The 17,004-nt window shown below is 64.7% G+C and carries 11 protein-coding genes and 3 pseudogenes; 4 read left to right on the forward strand and 10 right to left on the reverse strand.

Annotation, left to right across the window (positions count from 1 at the left end; genetic code table 11):
* The 4 genes and pseudogenes from HMPREF2734_RS11210 to eccB all read left to right on the forward strand — a co-directional run.
* Nucleotides 1-275: pseudogene (locus tag HMPREF2734_RS11210) on the forward strand (single-stranded DNA-binding protein); the annotation flags it as partial.
* A gap of 147 nt (nt 276-422) precedes the next feature.
* Nucleotides 423-1,304, forward strand: a complete 882-nt coding sequence (gene truA, locus HMPREF2734_RS11215; RefSeq protein WP_083279290.1) for a tRNA pseudouridine(38-40) synthase TruA — start codon at nt 423-425, stop codon at nt 1,302-1,304.
* A 49-nt stretch (nt 1,305-1,353) separates the two neighbouring features.
* Nucleotides 1,354-3,513 (forward strand): DUF6541 family protein, encoded by a 2,160-nt coding sequence (locus HMPREF2734_RS11220; protein ID WP_070570997.1) that lies wholly within the window; start codon nt 1,354-1,356, stop codon nt 3,511-3,513.
* Nucleotides 3,514-3,610: 97 nt separating this feature from the next.
* Nucleotides 3,611-4,906, forward strand: a complete 1,296-nt coding sequence (gene eccB / locus HMPREF2734_RS11225; protein ID WP_070421280.1) for a type VII secretion protein EccB — start codon at nt 3,611-3,613, stop codon at nt 4,904-4,906.
* A gap of 54 nt (nt 4,907-4,960) precedes the next feature.
* On the opposite strand, the gene HMPREF2734_RS11925 is transcribed toward eccB, so the two are convergent.
* The 10 genes and pseudogenes from HMPREF2734_RS11925 to HMPREF2734_RS11280 all read right to left on the reverse strand — a co-directional run bounded on the left by HMPREF2734_RS11925 (nt 4,961) and on the right by HMPREF2734_RS11280 (nt 15,962).
* On the reverse strand, nt 4,961-5,221 hold the full coding sequence (locus tag HMPREF2734_RS11925; RefSeq protein ID WP_141750494.1) for a hypothetical protein: 261 nt from the start codon (nt 5,219-5,221) through the stop codon (nt 4,961-4,963).
* Nucleotides 5,222-5,239: 18 nt separating this feature from the next.
* Nucleotides 5,240-5,584 (reverse strand): annotated as a pseudogene (locus HMPREF2734_RS11665) (integrase core domain-containing protein); the annotation flags it as partial.
* The gene (locus HMPREF2734_RS11235) at nt 5,490-6,551 is read right to left on the reverse strand and encodes a transposase (RefSeq protein WP_256375550.1); all 1,062 of its coding nucleotides are present in this window, start codon (nt 6,549-6,551) and stop codon (nt 5,490-5,492) included. The gene HMPREF2734_RS11235 and the pseudogene HMPREF2734_RS11665, both read right to left, overlap by 95 nt.
* A 313-nt stretch (nt 6,552-6,864) precedes the next feature.
* Nucleotides 6,865-8,637 carry a penicillin-binding transpeptidase domain-containing protein gene (locus HMPREF2734_RS11240; protein ID WP_070421283.1) on the reverse strand — a complete coding sequence of 591 codons (1,773 nt, stop codon included), beginning with the start codon at nt 8,635-8,637 and terminating at the stop codon, nt 6,865-6,867.
* A gap of 111 nt (nt 8,638-8,748) precedes the next feature.
* Entirely contained in the window at nt 8,749-9,633 is an 885-nt protein-coding gene (locus tag HMPREF2734_RS11245; protein WP_070421284.1) for a serine hydrolase, read from the reverse strand.
* Nucleotides 9,630-10,511, reverse strand: a complete 882-nt coding sequence (locus HMPREF2734_RS11250; protein WP_070421285.1) for a LysR family transcriptional regulator — start codon at nt 10,509-10,511, stop codon at nt 9,630-9,632. The genes HMPREF2734_RS11245 and HMPREF2734_RS11250 overlap by 4 nt, the downstream gene beginning before the upstream one ends.
* Before the next feature lie 522 nt (nt 10,512-11,033).
* Nucleotides 11,034-11,624: pseudogene (locus HMPREF2734_RS11255) on the reverse strand (NADPH-dependent FMN reductase).
* Nucleotides 11,625-12,292: 668 nt separating this feature from the next.
* Entirely contained in the window at nt 12,293-13,636 is a 1,344-nt protein-coding gene (locus HMPREF2734_RS11260) for a coiled-coil domain-containing protein (RefSeq protein ID WP_231699088.1), read from the reverse strand.
* A 1,546-nt stretch (nt 13,637-15,182) separates the two neighbouring features.
* Nucleotides 15,183-15,482 carry a hypothetical protein gene (locus HMPREF2734_RS11275; protein ID WP_024058949.1) on the reverse strand — a complete coding sequence of 100 codons (300 nt, stop codon included), beginning with the start codon at nt 15,480-15,482 and terminating at the stop codon, nt 15,183-15,185.
* Between the two features lie 171 nt (nt 15,483-15,653).
* Nucleotides 15,654-15,962: a helix-turn-helix domain-containing protein gene (locus tag HMPREF2734_RS11280; protein ID WP_024058948.1), complete on the reverse strand. Its 309-nt coding sequence runs from the start codon at nt 15,960-15,962 to the stop codon at nt 15,654-15,656.
* Between the last annotated feature and the right edge of the window lie 1,042 nt (nt 15,963-17,004).

Here is a 17,004-nt window from a genome sequence, read left to right on the forward strand (position 1 = left end):
AGATCGTGGAGCTGACCGGCTACGTCCAGGACGCCGCGAACCCCGGTGTGTTCGGCTGCATCGGCTCCGGCGATCGCGTTGCGGTGAGCTACTCGCTCAAGACCGACGTCTACACCGACAAGGACGGTGTGAAGCAGTACCCGCTGGTGGCGCGCATCGACACGGTGCAGCTGATCGATTCCAAGAAGGAGTCCGCTGCTCGCGCTGCCCGTCGCGGAGGCGAGGCGGCGACCGCCGCCCTGGCTGGCGCTGAGGGCGAAGAAGTACCGTTCTAACTACGAAACCCCGCAGGGAACGATACGACCTGGGGTTTTGTGAAGCGATTTCAAACGCATCTAGTGGCGCCATTTATGGTTGGGGGCATGGGCGCAGGAAAAAGTGATTTCGACGTTGTAGGTGACCGTGCGGACGATCCGGAAGAGATGGTGCGCCTGCGGTTCGATGTCGCTTACGACGGCACGGACTTCCACGGTTGGGCGCGCCAGAAACCTGCCGGTGGGGAAGAGCTCCGCACGGTGCAGGGCGTGCTGGAGGACGCGCTGAGCCTGATCCTGCGCTACCCGGTGGAGCTGACGGTGGCCGGCCGGACGGACGCGGGAGTCCACGCCGCCGGGCAGGTGGCGCATGCGGATATTCCGGTGTCGTCACTGGACCAGAGGTCGATTGAGGGGGATCCGGGGAGGTTGGTGCGTCGATTAGCGAAATTGCTTGATCCCGACGTGCGCGTTTCGGCAGTGTCCGCCGCGCCCGACGGCTTCGACGCGCGTTTCTCGGCGTTGACGCGCACCTACCGCTACCGGGTGACCACCGCGGACGGCGGCGCGCTGCCCCTGCGCGTGAGGGACACCGCGGTGTGGCCGAAGAAGGTGGACCTGGACGCGGCGCAAGAATTCGCGAATGCCGTGGTCGGGCTGCACGACTTCGCGGCGTTCTGCAAAGCGCGGCCGCACGCCACCACGATCCGGGAGGTCCGCTCGTTCGAGTGGCGCGACGTGTCCACCGGTGAGGAACCCGAGCTCTACGAGGCGGTCATCGTCGCCGACGCGTTCTGCTGGCACATGGTCCGCGCGCTGGTGGCCACGTGTCTCGACGTCGGCTCCGGCAAGCGCGACGGTGAGTGGGCCGCGGCTTTGCTGGGGGAGAAGGAACGCTCTGCCGCGGTGAGTTTGGCACCCGCAAATGGGTTGACCCTCCTCGGCGTCGACTACCCGGCAGATAACGAACTCGCAGCTCGCGCTGCAGTGACGCGCGACCGGCGCGACGCTTCGGAGGTGCACTCCGAGTCTTCCCGGGCGACGGAATAGACTGCTTGGGCAGGAATTGTCCGAACGAGTCGCCCCCGGGAGGTAGCGCATGGATGCAGTCGGTGCCGTGTGGTTGGCCATCGCTGTATTCACATTGCCGGGGCTGATCTTCGCGTGGGTCGCGGGCGCGAAACTGCCCGCTGCGGCCGCGTCGTCGCTGCCCGCGACCTTCGGCATCGTCGGGTTGGGCAGCTGGATGTACGGCGCGATGGGAATCCGCTTCGGGTGGCCGTCGTTCATCGTTTTCTTAGTGCTCATGCTGTGTCTGGCGGCCGGGTGGCGCTACGCGTTCGCGCGGCGGGCGAGAAAACGCGCGGCGAAGAATTGGGTGCGTGCCCTGTGGCCGGGCGACTGGCGGCGCGGCAGTATCGCCGACCCGTCGTGGGTGCTGCCCGGCGCCGGCGTCGTGGCTGGCGCGTGGATGCTGATCGCCAAGCAGCTCGAACTCCAGTCGAAGGTGCCCGGCCAGCTGGACAATATTGTCCAGGGTTGGGACATCCAGTGGCACGTCAATGCGGTGCGCTTCATCATGGAGGAAGGCATTGCCTCGCCCACGCGGATGGGCGAGCTGCAGAACCCCGAAACGCACATCGATCTTTTCTATCCTTCCGCTTTCCACGCGGCGACGGCGCTGTTTGCCAGCGCGGGCGACCTCGCCCCCGTGGAAGCCGTGAACCTCGCGTCGATCGTGCTGCCGAGTCTCGCCCTGACCGCCGGCGCCGCTGGTCTGGCGTGGGCGATGGCGCGCGGCCGCGGCATGGTCGCGCAGATCGCCGCGGGACTGGCCGCCATCGCGGTGTACGCCTCGCCGGTGCTGGTGTGGATCCCGGATTTCGTGGGCATGCGCCCCTACATCGTGGCGATCGGACTGTCCGGCATCGTCATCGCGTTGTTCCACCAGGTGCCGCGCTACCGCGCGCTGGCCCTGCCGACGCTGTTCGCGTTCTTAGGCATGATGCAGGTCCACCCGTCCGCGGTGCTCGTCGTGGTGCTCGCCGTGCTGCTGTACTGGCTGACCTACCTGGTGTGGCGCCCGGACCGCTCGCGTGTTAGCGATGTCCTGTGGCTGGCCATTCCGGCGCTCGGCGCGACGGTGGCGTTCCTCCCGCAGCTCATCGCCGGCCAGACTCAGGCCGAAGAGGTGAACACCTGGGACGCCAGCGAGAATGTCACTTCAGGGGAGGCCTGGGAGAAGGCGTTCAAGATGAGCACCCGCCACGTGGGCGAGTTCTTCCCCGACTTCGACCCGACCATCCTGCTGTGGCTCGCCGGCTTCGGCGCGATCGCCATGGTGGTCTGGCGCGGGCAGGTGTGGGCGCCCGTCTTCTACGGGCTCATGACGGCCAGCGCGGCGCATGCGCTGCACCCGTTCGACGGACTGTGGGAACCGCTTTTGACCCTGCTCGGGTCCCCGCACTACAACTCCGCGCACCGCATCATCACGGTCGTGGCGCTGACCGTCATCGCCGGTGCCGCTGTCGGCGCCGCGATGATCATCCGCGTGTTCACGCTCGCTCCCGTCGCTGCCCGCTACGGCACCCGCCCGTGGGTGTGGGGCACGTCGATTGCCTCCGCTATCCTCGCGGTTCTCGTCGGGTGGGGCACCGGCGCCTGGGCGTCCACCGTCGCCGTCGACGGCGCGAAGATGTCCTTCGACGCCTCCCGCCTCAACGACCGCATGGTCGACGACGACCAGCTCACGGCCTACGCCTGGCTCGCCTCCCGCCCGGAGGCTCACGAGGGCTTAGTCATGGGCGAATCCACCGACGGGTATTCCTGGGCCTACGCCATCGACGGCGTGCCCACAGTCGCCCGCCACTACCTGTGGCCCAACGGCGGCCTGGGCGTCGACTCGAACCTGCTCGCCGACCGCGCCGGCCAACTCGGCGCCGGTGAACGCGGCCGACCGAACGAGAAATCGCCCGCCGACGACGCCGCCGCCGACCTGGGCGTCCGCTTCATCGTCTCCTCCGGCAACACCTTCTGGCCCGGGCCCAAAAACTGGCAGGTGGACAAGGCCCTGTGGACCACCCCCGGCGTCACGCCCGTCTACCAGCGCGGTCGCGTGACCATCTTCGCCGTCAACGCGCAGCTCACCCCAGCTGAGATCAAGGAACTCCAGCGCGACGCCGTCGCCAACGGCGGCTCCACCGAGCTGCCTGAGCTGACTCCGACGAGTGAGGAGCTGGCGGCCGCGGGCGTCGAATAGCGTTGCGCACTTCAGTGCGCATTTTCGGGTTGAAGCCCGCCCCGCATGCGCTTAGCGTCGTTTAAAGAAGCCATTGCTAATCGACGGGGGCGTCCACATGGCTCAGCACACTCATGCCGTTTCGGGGGAGACAAAGCAGGCGCGCAGGCTGTTGCCGACGACGCGTTCGCAGGTTTCGGGGCACCGTTTCATGCGCCGGCGCGTGGAGCACGGGCTCATTTACGGGGATATCCGGATGATTCATGATCCATTGGCGGCACGGCGTCGTTCGGCGATCTTCGGGATGGTCGCGGTGGCGCTCATCGCGGCGGGATCGGGGCTGTTCGCGTGGTTGCGGCCGAATCCGGATCCGGGCGCGGCGGCGATTCTGCGGGCCAATGACGGGGCGATGTACGTGCGGGTCGGGGAGGTAGTGCACCCGGTGACGAACCTGACGTCGGCGCGACTGATCGCAGGCAGTGCGGAGGAGCCGCAGCGCGTGGGGGAGGAGCGACTCACCGAGATGCCGCGCGGTGTGCCGTTGGGTATCGCCACGGCGCCGGCGATGTTCGCGCCGGGTGATGCGGTGGATGCTGCGTGGTCGGCGTGCGAGGGGGAGGAGCGTGTCACGGTTGTCGCCGGGGAACCGGTGCAGCAGCTTGCCGACGGGCAGGCTGTCGCGGTTACTCAGGGCGGCAACGAGTGGATGCTCACCAATGAGGGGCGCGCAAAACTCCCGCCAGACAGCGATGCACAGGGCAGGCTGATCCGACGCGCCCTGGGCATCGACGCGCGGGTCGTCCGCGCAGACATCAGTGCGCCGGTGCTGTCCGCGATCCGCGAACTTCCGCCGGTCCGCCTGCCACACCCATTGCCGCGCCTGTTGCTCGCCGACGGCACCGACGAAGCATGGGCTGTCACACAGCATGGCGGCATTCAGCCCGTTTCGGAATTACAGAAGCAGTTGCTTATCGACGCCGCCGCACCCACCTCAACCTCTTCCCCCTCCCAGATTGCCGCGTATCCGGATGCCCAAGTCCCGCTAGATATCGCCGTTCCGGAGAAAGCGCCGGAGTGGGTTGATCCACAAGGATCGGCCGTGTGCGTGACGGAGTCAGGCTCTGTTGCACTCGTTGCCCCAGATTCGGATGTCTTGACCGCAGGATCGGTCGAGCTGTCCGGTGACAGCCCCGCGACCCATTTCGTCGGGTTAGCCTCCGGTGCTGTCGGCGTCGACACCGGTGCCGGCTACCACGTCGTGTCCGCTTCAGGTCAGCGCCATCTGGTGGATACCAGGGACAACCTCGACGTCGTCGGCGCACTGCACGTGGACACCGTTCCGTGGAGCATCCTCAGTCTCCTGCCCGAAGGCCCGGCCCTCACACGCGAGGCAGCGCTGACCGCGACCTACTGATAGCGCTGCGACGCCAGTCAATCTGGTCTCGGTGCACTACCTTCGCGGCGAGTTTTAGCCGTGGTGAATGGAGCGATGCCGGGGTCGGCCCTGGAGGAGTATCCGTCGAAAAGCGCCCACTGCGACAGCAAGGGCGGCGACGAGCACGACGCTTGCGACCGTGAAACTGCTTCGGTGTGGGGCAGCGGAATCAATGGTCGCAATTGGGCGCGCACGCAGCGGTGCGGTGTCGGGGCTCTGCTCGCGTTCGACGAATGGGACAGCCCGCAGTGGGTCGACGGCCCCGCCGTGCGGTTCCGCGGAGGCGGTGATCATGATAGTCAGTGCAGCTAATCAGGCGGCTTCAAAGGCATTCGGCGAGCGGTAGCCGGACCATGAGTGCAAACGTTTCGTGTTGTACCGGGTGCACCACCGAAACACATCCCGGCGGCACACCAGCTGACTTGGAAAAACAGGCTCATCCTGAAGGACTTCCCGCTTCAGTGACGCGTTGAACGACTCCGCCAACGAGTTATCCGCACTCGTCCCGATCGCTCCCATCGACTGGGTGACGCCGAACTGCTCACACAACCTCCGGTACTGCTCAGAGGTATAAACACTGCCGTGATCCGAGTGGAAAATCGCCCCATTCAGGTCTCCTCGTACCTTCCAGGCCATCGTCAGGGCTTCGGATGATAATCCGCATATCTGTGGGGTATTTGTCGAGGTTAATGCCCAGTGGTTCCCCGGCCCAGGATCGCATCCGGGAAGTGATGTCTGCGACATAAGCGTCCGTGGTGTCGCTGACCGTACCGCCCGCGCGGATGATGCCTTGTTTGATGCCCTCGCCGAGCGTGGAGGCGATGTCGCCGATCTGCCAGGTCACCGGCAACCCCACCGAATACGCCAGGCCTTGTTGGTTGAGGTGTCTCAGAAAGGCCTGGGATCCGCCGGCGGAATCCGTGCGTATCAGCAAACGCTTCCCCCACTCCTGACCATCGACGCGGTTGGGGATCGCGGCCAAGGCCTGGTCGAGGACGTCCTTGTGGTCGTCGGCGGTATTCGAGCCGACGTTGTCCGGACGCAGCAGGACGGCTGCGGGTTCACCGGTCAGCCCGTCGCCGTGGTCGATGATCGCGCACAGCGGGTGGAACCCGTAGTGCTTCTTCCAGGTCGGGGCCGCTTTTTCCTTGTCTGAGTGGGCGAGGATTTCCGTGGCGTCCAGGTCCAGAACCAACGGAGCATCGGTGCTGGCCGCGGCGGCGGGGTTGCGGGCACCGCAGGCGGTCCAGTCCGCGGTACGGGCTGTTTTCATGCCGGCCAGCACCGCGGTTGTGCCGGCACCGGCAGCTTCGTCGTCGTGGTCGGCGAGTTCCTTGCGGCGGCGGTGCACCGTGGAGTGCGACGGCACCTGGTCGACCAGGCCGGTGGCCACCAACGGGCCCAGGAGATCAACATCGCCTGCGTCGTCCCCGCTGAGGGCCAGTGCCAGGGCTAGTGCGGTCATGGTGTGCAGCAGGTTCGGGTTCTGCCACTCGGCCAGTTCCACGTCGATGGCATCGGCGACTTTGACGGCGTCGGCGGTGGCGGCCAATAACATGAGTCCGGCGTTCGAGCACAGTTGAGCAGGAGCGGGGGTACCGACATGGAAGCTGGTAGTCTTCACCCTGAAGGTGATCCTTTCGAGCAGGCAAATTGTGACATCAACAACTACTAATTTACCTGGTCAAGGGTCACTTTCCTTGTATCTTCACCACGTGTCAGCCCGCTTCCCGTGAAAACACCGGGTTACCTTCTCGAATATGTTGACCGACAGTGAACGACCCCTCATTTTTTTAACCCAGAAGTTGACGTGACCACCCGAGGTATCGCGGACTTTTGTCCGGAACGTCCTCTTCCGCCCCCTGAATGGGGCTGACCTGCACTAATACTACTTTTGGGGGATCGACGTGAGCGTCGGCCCGGGTGATGGGGTCCGCTCAGCGCCACTCCGACATCGCGTCATCGCGCAGGAAACGGCCCGTGGCCGCCACCGCCGGTCCCGAGGACTCCGCCCCGGCGACGAAGGTGCAGAACGCCAGGTCACCCTTGATGCCGGCGAACCAGCCGTGGGCGGGCCGGTTGCCCCCGACCTCCGCGGTCCCGGTCTTGCCGCCGAGACCGTCGATGTCGCTCAGGCTGGCGGCGGTCCCGGAGTCCACCGTCTCCGCCATCATCGCGCGCAGGGCCCGCACTGTCGCCGGGTCGAGCGGCTCGGGGTCCTGGTCGGCGGTGGTCTCCTCACCCTGGATCAGGGTCGGCAGCACCATCCGGCCGTTGTTGCCCAGGGAGGCCTCCATGACGGCCAGCCCGAAGGGGGAGGAGAGGACCTCGCCCTGGCCGATGGCGGCCTCCACCCGGGCCGCGCCGGGCTCGGTGACGGGGACGGAGCCGGTCACCGTGGTCATGCCGGGCGCGGTGAAGTCCACGCCCAGCCCGAGGCGCGCCGCCGTGTTCCTCATGTCGTCCGGCTCCAGATCCTGGGAGATGAAACCCTGGGTGGTGTTGCAGGACTGGGCGAAGGCCTGCGTCATGGAGACGTCCCCGAGGGCGAAGTTGCCGTCGTTGGGGATGACGCGGCCGTCGATCTCCGCGGTGGCGGGGCAGGCGACGGTGGAGTCGGGTACCACGGTGCCGCGTTCGAGGGCGGCGGCGGTGGTCACCGTCTTGAAGGTGGAGCCGGGCGGGTACAGCCCGCTCAGCGAGACGGGGCCGAGGGCGTCGGCGGCGTCGTTCTGCGCGACGGCGATAACCCCGCCGGTGGAGGCGCTGAGGGCGACGATCGCCGCGGGCTGCTCGATCGGCTCCAGGGCCCGCTTCGCGGCCGTCTGCACCCCGAGGTCCATCGTGGTGCGCACGGGTTCGCTCTCCTCCGGTTCCACCTGCCCCAGGATGGTCGTGCCGGTGGGGGAGGTGGCCTGGAGGGTCCAGCCGGCGTCGGCCGTGATCTTCTCCGACCAGTAGTCGCGCAGGCCGCCGTCCACCGGGGAGGCAGTGTCCCGGGTGGGGCCGAGCATGCGGCCCTCCTCCCGCAGGTCCAGTCCCTTGATCGCCCGCAGGGCGTCCCCTATCACGGCGAAGTCCCGCTCTCGGAGGGTGAACAGCCCCACCGGGGAGCCGTCCCCGGACTCGATCTGGGCGGTGACGGATTCGGCGGTGGAGGTCGGCACGACCGGGCGGACGGCGGCGGCGATCTCCCCGGCCCGCGGGATCAGCTCCGGGCCCGCGGAGACGACGGTGACAGGTGTCCAGGACAGGATGTCGGTGCCGTTGCGGTCGGTCACCGGCAGAGTGAAGGTCTTGTCGTCGGAGTAGAGGAAGCGGCTGTCCCCGTTCAGCTCCGTGGAGAAGATCCGCTTGTCCCAGGTGATGAGGTCGCTGTCCTGTTCGGAGAGGGTGATCGTCCCGGTGGTGGTGAACTCATCGCCATTCGGGACGGTCCAGGTGGCGGTGATCTCGGTGGCGCCGTCCTCCTCGCCGCCGGCGTCCAGTTCCACGCTGGTCCCGCCGATGCCCGCGCGCAGCTGCTCCAGGTCGGCTGCGGCCCGGGCGGGATCGTCGCTGAGTGTGGCGGCACCGGCGTCGTCACCGGCGTTGAAGGCGGCGACGAACTCGTCCACCGCGTCCCGGAACCAGGGCACGGTGCAGGAGGAGAGCGCGAGCGCCGTAGCGGCGAGCAGGGCGGAGACACGGACAGTGGTGCGGGTGGTCATGCCGGATGAGATTAGGCCCACGGGCTCACCGCTACCACGTTCCCGCACGACTTCCGGCCAGTCGGGAGACGAATATCGCCTGCTCGGCGGGGTGTTCTCCGGTGGGAAATCTCAGCGCGACATGCGCAGTTCATCGACGAGTAACCGGGCGATGCGGCCGATCGCGGCGTCCGCGGCCGCGAGGTTCGGGCCGCTGCGGGCTGAACGGGTGATCACGGCGACGACGATGGGTGCCTCCTCGTCGACGGCCACCACGGAAACCTCGCCGCGCACGGGGCCGATCGTCCCGGTCTTGCCGTGGAAGCGCACGCCCCCGGCGGGGAAGCCGGAGGGGATCCGGTGGCCCCACACCTGCTGCCCGAGCACGGTCCGGGCGAAGGCACGGGAGACCCCGGTGAGATCCGGGCCCGTCCAGATCCAGTCCAGCAGGCGGCACAGCTGGCGTGGGGTGCTCACCGAGCGGTAGGTGGCCGGATCCTGGTGGACCCGGGGGTAGGAGACCAGCAGCCGGATCGCCTCGCTGGCCGCGGAGCCGTCCTCTGGAAGGGCCGGGAGTTCGGACTCGGTGGTGCCCGGGGCGACGATCGTGGTGTCCTCGAGATTCGCCAGGGAGACGACCTCCCCGACCAGGCCCGGTGGGAGACGCCGCTGCAGCACCCGGGCGGCGATGCTGTCGGAGAGCACCACCATCTGACGCACCAGATCCCGCAGGCTCATCGTCACGGGATCGGCGAACAGCCCCACTCCCGGGGTCCCGACCGGGCCGTCATCCGTGCTGAGCGTCACCGCGTCGAGCGGATTCAGCAGCCCGCGGTCCACGGCTAGGCAGAAGGCGGCCAGGAGGTGGACCTTGTACATCGACGAGATGCTGGTCTGACTGTCGGCGCCGACCCCGACGCCGGCCGCCTCTTCGCCGACCGGGTGCGCCCAGCACCAACCGTCACAGCCCGCGGCGACCAATTCGGTGCCGATCCGGGCCCGCAGGCTCCTGGTCATCCGGTCTCTCCCAGACGCCCGAGGGAGCGCCGCAGGGCACGGTCCACGACGTCGCGCAGATCCCGCTTTCCGACGGCCCCGCCCCGTTGCGGCGGCACCACACACCGCAGCCGCAGGTGGAAGGCCGTCGGCATCGGGAACGCGGGCAGGCCCCCGAGTTGATCGGGGGTGAGCAGCACCATCGCGCCTCCGGCACCGAGCCGCGCGGCCAGGGCCGTCCGGTCCGGCCACAGCTCGGTCTCCGGGTGCAAGCCGATGGTGAAGAAGGCGTCGGCCAGGCGTCCGGCGGCCGCCGGGCTGACGGCGGCGGTGTTGTCCAGCAGGGTGTGTCCCCGCAACGCCGCCCAGGTCGCGGGCTTTTCGGCGGGCCCGGCGAGCAGCCGGGGAACCTCGTGCAGCTGCCCGCGAGACAACTCACCCGTCGGCGCCGGGTCCTCGATGACGGCACAGTCCAGACGGCCCTCGCCCACCCGGGTGACCAGCTGCGACACCTCGGCCGTGTGCACACTGACCCGGCCGACGTCCCGCAACGCGGAGGTGAGGTCGAAGGCGATGCCCGGCGGCACCGAGGGGGCCAGCCCCACGCGTACCTCGGCCCCGGCGTCGGTGATGGCGTGGGCCATGCTCTGCAGTTCCGTGGCGTCCCGGACCAGAATCCGGGCCTGCGGGAGCAGGGACCGGCCGGCCTCGGTGAGGGTGGCACCGGTGGCGGAGCGGCGGATCAGGTCGAGGCCGAGATTCGACTCCAGACGTTTCAGCCCCTGGGACACGGGGGACTGGGTCAGCCTCAGCCGCTCCGCGGCACCGGTGACGCTGCCCTCCTCGGCCACGGCGACGAAGTACTCCCAGTGCCGGAGGGAATTCGGTCGAGTTGTCATGTGCCCCGAGCCTAGTGGAGGGGACTCTGACGAGCTGAGCGAGGTACGGGGAACAAGGGCTCACCGGGCCTGTCGTGCAGCGGATTGCCGTGGTGGGTCCAATTCAGGCGAAGATGCGTATGACAGCCGAACCGGCACCGTCCCGGGCCAGGGGAGAGACCCCTTTTCCCACGGCACCAGAACTGATCTGTGCGAGGGGGAATCGGCGAACTTCAGCTACCTGACCGCCACCCTGGATGCGTCCATCCGTGGAGCGGGACCCGCGGTCGGGGAGTGGCCGGGCAGAATCCACCGGGTGGAACCCCGGTCCCCTTCGAGGACGACCCCGACCTGACGGACAAGCGGTTTACGGGCAGTGGAGGAGATCCTCGACTGAGAGCCGCACGCCCGAGGTGGTCCGGGAGATGCGGGGCAATCCGGAAGAACTCGAACGGCTCGGCATTGAGGCGAGCAACGAACGACAACGCGGCGGGAAACCACAGGTTTCTCGCCGCGTTCGGCCTGGTTCAGACCAACTACCGGTCAGCCGCGCAGCGTCTTGAGCGCCTCCGACCAGGCGGTGACCTGGTTGAACACATCGGTGAGAGCGCCGGTGGCGCCTTCGGTCGGGGTGAACTTCGACATGTCCTCGAAGTCGGAGCTGAAGGGCAGGAACACCTGGGCGCGGACGTCGGCCATCTGCAGTTCCGCGGCGATCAGCCGCCACGCCTCCACGGAGCGGGTGCCGCCGGCGCTGCCGTAGCTGACGAAGCCGATGGCCTTGTTGTTCCACTCCGCGTACAGGAGGTCCACGGCGTTCTTCAGTGCGGCGGGCACGGAGTGGTTGTACTCCGGGGTGACGAAGACGAAGCCGTCGTAGGAGGCGATCTTCTCGGCCCAGGCCTTGGTGTGATCCTTCGAGTACTGGCCCATGGCCGGGGCATGGGCTCATCCAGCAGGGGCAGGTTCTGGTCGGGCGATGTCCACGAGCTCGAACTCGGCGCCGCCGTGCTGCTGCGCGTGCTCGTGCACCCATTCGGCGACCTGGGGTGCCAGGCGGTTGGGGCGGGTGCTGCCGACGATGATGGCGATGCGGGTCATGGTTTTACCTCCGAATAGTGGTGGTGGTGACATTCCCGTCTCCCACGCTAGCTGTACTTCCCCGTGACGTTGTGAACGCGTTGCAGGGGGAGTTAACCCTCCGATAGCAGTGTGAGCCCGGTTGCAATTGTAATCGTGGATGAACCCCGCATACGCTGCGGGGTTATTTTTTCAACCATTTCACACGCCAATTTGCTGCGAATCACTTGTGCAGTTTTACGGTGCAGTGGTGCGGTGCTTTTACTGGCGTTTCTGCTGCGCAACTCACTGCACTATGTAGTGTCTGTGACATTTCATTAACACGTAGGTTGCACTGTGTATTGGGCACCCATTTCATCGACACGTTTACTGCGCAATCAAATGCCCTGTCACTTTAATGACATGTGAATTGGGCAGTGAAGTGGTTTGTCATCCTATTGACACCTTTACTGCGCAACAGGATGACAACGACATTCTGCAGGTCTGTGTGCTGGCATGTTTGCTGTGCAGCACATGCGCCGTCGTACACACCGACGCGCTGCGCAATATCTCCGCCACTTAACCGGCCAATTCGCTGCGCAACGTAGTGACACTTGGCCCCGCTTAGCCGAGATTTCTTCGATTTTCGCCGAATCTCAGCGGTTTCATACCGCAGATGACCGACGACGCCGACGGCGCCCTGTACGGCCCGCAGACGGGCGTGCAGAGCGCATGGTGAGCTGCTAAAGCTCCATACCGCCGTCACGATCACGCTGCTGTTGCTGCTGGCGGCGCTTCTCGATACGCTCGCGCGCACGTTGCTGCGCCCCGCCCTTCTTGCCTGAGGTCTGCGACTGCTTGAACAGCGTGTAGCGCTCAAGCAGCTCCGGGCTGCGATGCAGTTCTTGCACCAGGAACTTCTTGTCCAGATGCTCCAACTGCTGTCCTGACTTCACCGCTTCTTCGATGATGATGGCTGCTTCATCTTCGGCGTCCGTGTGCGCGTTGCGGCGGATCTGATCAGCCTCATCGCGGGCATCCGTGCGCGTTACTGCAGCGTCGCGCGTGGCCTCGTCGCGGATGCTTGTGGCCTCATCTCGTGCTTCGCTGCGGATCGTCTCAGCGTCGCGCTCAGCCTGCTTACGGGCCTCGTCGGCTTGGCGTGTGATCGACTCCGCTTCGCTGCGGGCTGCGGCTGTAATCTCGCCCGCCTTGGCCTGTGCAGTCTCTTCGGCTCGTTCGAGCAGCTCGTCTGCTTGCGCTTCGGCAAGGCCCATGGTCTGCTCGGCTTCTTGCTTGGCCTTCTCGCGCGCGTCACTGCGGATCTGCTCGGCTTCTTGCTCTGCCTTCTCACGTGCCTCGTTGAGCACACGCTCGGCAACAGCGCGAGCCTGTTCTTCGGCGTGCTGCAACACACCTTGCGCTTTTTCGTTGGCAGCTTTTGCCTGTTCAAGTTCTTTTGCTGTTTGCTCGCGGTCACGATCAATTGCGTCCATATCGCGCTGCACGGATCGCTTCTTGACTTCCACATCATCCTCGCGCTTGGCGAGGTCGCGCTCCCGGTCTTGTTGTTCTGCGTAGCGTCCGAGGTTCAACGACTCGTCATGCCGCTCGGAGACTTCCAGTTCCACCGGATAGCCCAGCGAGTGCATGTGTTCGCGCAGGCCCCGTTGCGCGTCGATGAACTTCTGGTTACCCGAGATCTGCTTGCCCTTCTTCGGGCCGGATGTGTACCGCACTGAGGTGTCAGTGTTGTACGCGATGCCGGGGCGGCAACGGAGCTTGTCGGGATCTTCGGGCTTCGGTGAGAACGTATCCGCCTGGAACTGGATGTGTGGCGTTGATTCGTCGAAGTTCATATCACCGCCAGCGACTGCGTCGATACCGCCGGGAATGAAGTTCTCGGCGAGCCAACGCATTGACTCTTCGGGGTACATCATTGCTTCTTCGTAGTCGCGGGCTGCATAGCGCGGACGTTTCACTTCGCGCCCGTCCACCTCACTGGTGTAGTAGTCGGGGATCTCCTTGCACATCGACTTCGGCAGATACACGACGAACAGCGACGTCTCGAAACTGTTCTTCTGCACGCGCACTCCGTCCATCCGAGGCGTCTACGGCCGCCACAGGGCCGTACAGCCGCTGCCACAAAGATGAACCAATCGAGTCGCGGCGCTACACATTTGCATCAACAGCTGCCGCTGGATCTGCTGCGAGCGGGCGCTCGCGAAACACACGTCGCTGGCGGTGTCTGTTACATGCGCTTGCGCGCATATGGCCGCCGCGAACGTGATACGTCTGCACCGATAGTGTGCTTGTAGCACGGGCCGATATGGAGTGTGTTACTCAGCCCGTGTCGTTGACCCCCGCAGCAGCATCAACACCGCCTTGCGGCGGATGGCTCGCTGCGGGATGTTCACCACCCTGCAATGACCGCCTAGCGGCGGTGCCAGAGTGCAGGGTGTGGCTGTGCGCACCACGTTAACGATGTCGGTCTTGCCGTTCGGTTCGACGCCGTGGCACGTTCGCAAGCTCACGTTGCACACGGCGTGCGCGATGACGCGGGAAGACGCCGCAAGCGGCGTTTCCACCCGTCATCGGCCCTTACTTTAAGACCGACATACAACGACTGACGCCGTATGTGGTGCGCACAGCGTGGCGACCTGCAGATTTTGTGTAGGCACCATGTGCGCTTCGCGCATCAACGGGCCGTTTCGGGTAAGGGTCGAAGACCGCATAAAGACCCGAAACACGCAGGTCGCAGCCCCCTTCTGTGTCAAAACCCCTATATGTTTGTCGTTATAGGGGTAGAAGGGGGAAAAGGGCATAAGGGGGTGCGACGCCTCCGCTGCGCTCCGGCGCTCGGCATAGCCGAGGCACTGCACCGGGTATTACTACTCGCTGGCGCTCGCATAACCCGGTGCCCGGCGCTGGCGCGCCGCCCCTCATAGCCCCAGACTCAGACCTCGCTCGCTCGGTCTGGCTGGGTCTACCTTTCCCTCCGCTGCGCTCCGGTCAAGGTGCCCAATAGTGCAGCTGGCGCTGCACCTTGTGTGATGACCCATGCTTTACGTCACGACACTGCCGGCAATCCGATATATCCCGTCGATATGTAATCGGATATGCCAGCATCGATGTGTCGTGTTTGGGTCATCACGAAACGCTCCATCACGGCAAGCCTGCCGAGATGGATATTGGCGTATCTCACGACGCGTCCATTATGCGGCGTCCGCCGCATATCATCTGCCGTCGCGGTCACAACTTCAGCAACATGACTGTTGCTGAAATCTGCTCTGTCCACGCTGCTGTCTTTGCTGCACCCACGGCCCCGTCTTCGGCATATTTCAAGTCCACACAAGACTATGCCGGCCAGAACCGCGCATAACAGCAGCGCGACATACCGCCAGCCATGTGGCGGATGATCCAGGCGACGGGGCAGACGTGTATATGCCCCGTCGCCGATACCGGCGCAAGCATCGTGACAGTGTCACGTGTAGCGGTGCCGCAGCCACCCGCACACACGCGAAAACCCCGCCCTTGCGAGCGGGGTGTGTAGCGACATCAAACGTGACGGCTGTACGTCGTCACGCCGCGTGGCCGTACACACATGAGGTGATTGCGTGTACGGCTAAAGGGTTAGTCGGGTACAACTTCTAGATGCCGCTTCGGCTTACTGCCCTCGGTGCTCTCAGGCGTGTCGCCGTCACCGTTCTCAGGTGTATCGCTGTCCCCTTCGGTGCTGGCGGACTTGTCACCGTCCCCTTCGGTGCTGGCGGACTTGTCACCGTCGAGATTCACCTCGAACTCTTCGGCATACTTGCGCAACTGCGCAAGGCGCTCCTTTGTCGCTTTGTGTGCACGGCGCGCCTCGTTCACGGTATCTTTTGCTTGCTGCTCATCGCGCAGCGCTGCTGCGTAATCGTCTCTGAAAGACATGGTTTGTTCTCCTTGGTTGAATGAACTGTTTATTTGGACTCGGGGCACGACGGTGGAGCGCGCGTGTGTAGTAGCACGGCCATCACCCATCAGCCCTCGCACTCAGTTCAAGACCCAGCCTGACTAGCTGAGCTAAGCGGCGGGATCTCGTCGTAGGCGGGTTTGTCCGCATTAGTGCTTCACACCGCCCAGCACCGTGACGAGCTGCTGGCGCTGCTCATCTGTCAGTTGGGGCGCTGCATTCACGACGGCATCGACGAAGCCGTCGAATAGCTGCGGGGCAGGGCGGCGTGCGGCCGCGAGGTAGGCGTCGAGATCGTCTTGGCGAATCCGATAGGCGGTGCCGAAACGGTGGAATGAAAGACGGCCCTCTTTAATAGCTTTTCGCAACGTGGACTCGGAGCCGACGCCGAGATCGGCGAGTTCCTGCAGCGTGTAAAAGCGTGGCGCGACGGCGGTAGTCGTGTCCTTTTCGGACATAGAAAAACGCTCCTGGGCAGATTGATCTGTCCCGGAGCGGAGTGCTTTACCGGCTTGCTATTCAGGCGGCTTGGAGTGCCGTGCTCAACTCGCTAGAACGGTGGTCTGCCGTCCCATCGCTTTACGGGAGCGCTTACTCCCTACCTGACCGCTTTTGTGGTTGGCAATGCCGTTGCCGACCGGTCTATCTCGTCGGAGGAACCGCGCCTATCACGGTCGAGAGGCTGTCTCTTTATGAATTATCCTCGGGGTTATCCCCCGTATGCGGCTGGCTAAACCAAAAACGAATTAAAACGCCACATACGGTCTGGGGGCCATCGTACGGAACTTATGCGTCGCGCACAATAGCCTGCGACCTAATCTTTACGAATCGAACCGAGCACGTTTCTACACGCCACGTGGCACGGCTGGGGTGTTGTGGTGGGGCAGCTGTTGTGTGGCGGCATGGTGACACGCAAGGGGCGCGCCTTTTTGTGACCTGTGACACGTCTATAGTGTGCTCGTTTCGTAGTTTTGACCTCGTTTCGTAATTTGCCGATCAAAATACGAAAAAATTACGAAACGCTCTACCTGCGGTTTCGTGATTTCCGCAAACGAAAAGAACAAAACTACGAAACACGCGATAACGCTGTGACCTGCATAGACACGTCACATTTCGGGGATGTTTCGTAATTTTGCGGTATTTCGACCCAAACCTTTTAAGGGAGAGACACAGACACACATTACGGGCACATGTCTACGACATAGACCGTCCTCATTGAGGGCACGCTGCAGGGGTTGTAGCTATGTGACACGGCCGGGATGCTGCGTCACGGTGACACGCAAGGGGCGCGCCTTTTTATGACCTGTGACACGTCTGTAGCGCGCTCGTTTCGTAGTTTTGACCTCGTTTCGTAATTTGCCGATCAAAATACGAAAAAATTACGAAACGCTCTACCTGCGGTTTCGTAGAACTACGAAAATCGGAAAACCAAATTACGAAACACGCGATAACGCTGTGACCTGCACAGACACGTCACATTTCGGGGATGTTTCGTAATTT

This window comes from Corynebacterium sp. HMSC055D05 (genome assembly GCF_001810365.1).
GTDB classification, from domain to species: domain Bacteria; phylum Actinomycetota; class Actinomycetes; order Mycobacteriales; family Mycobacteriaceae; genus Corynebacterium; species Corynebacterium coyleae.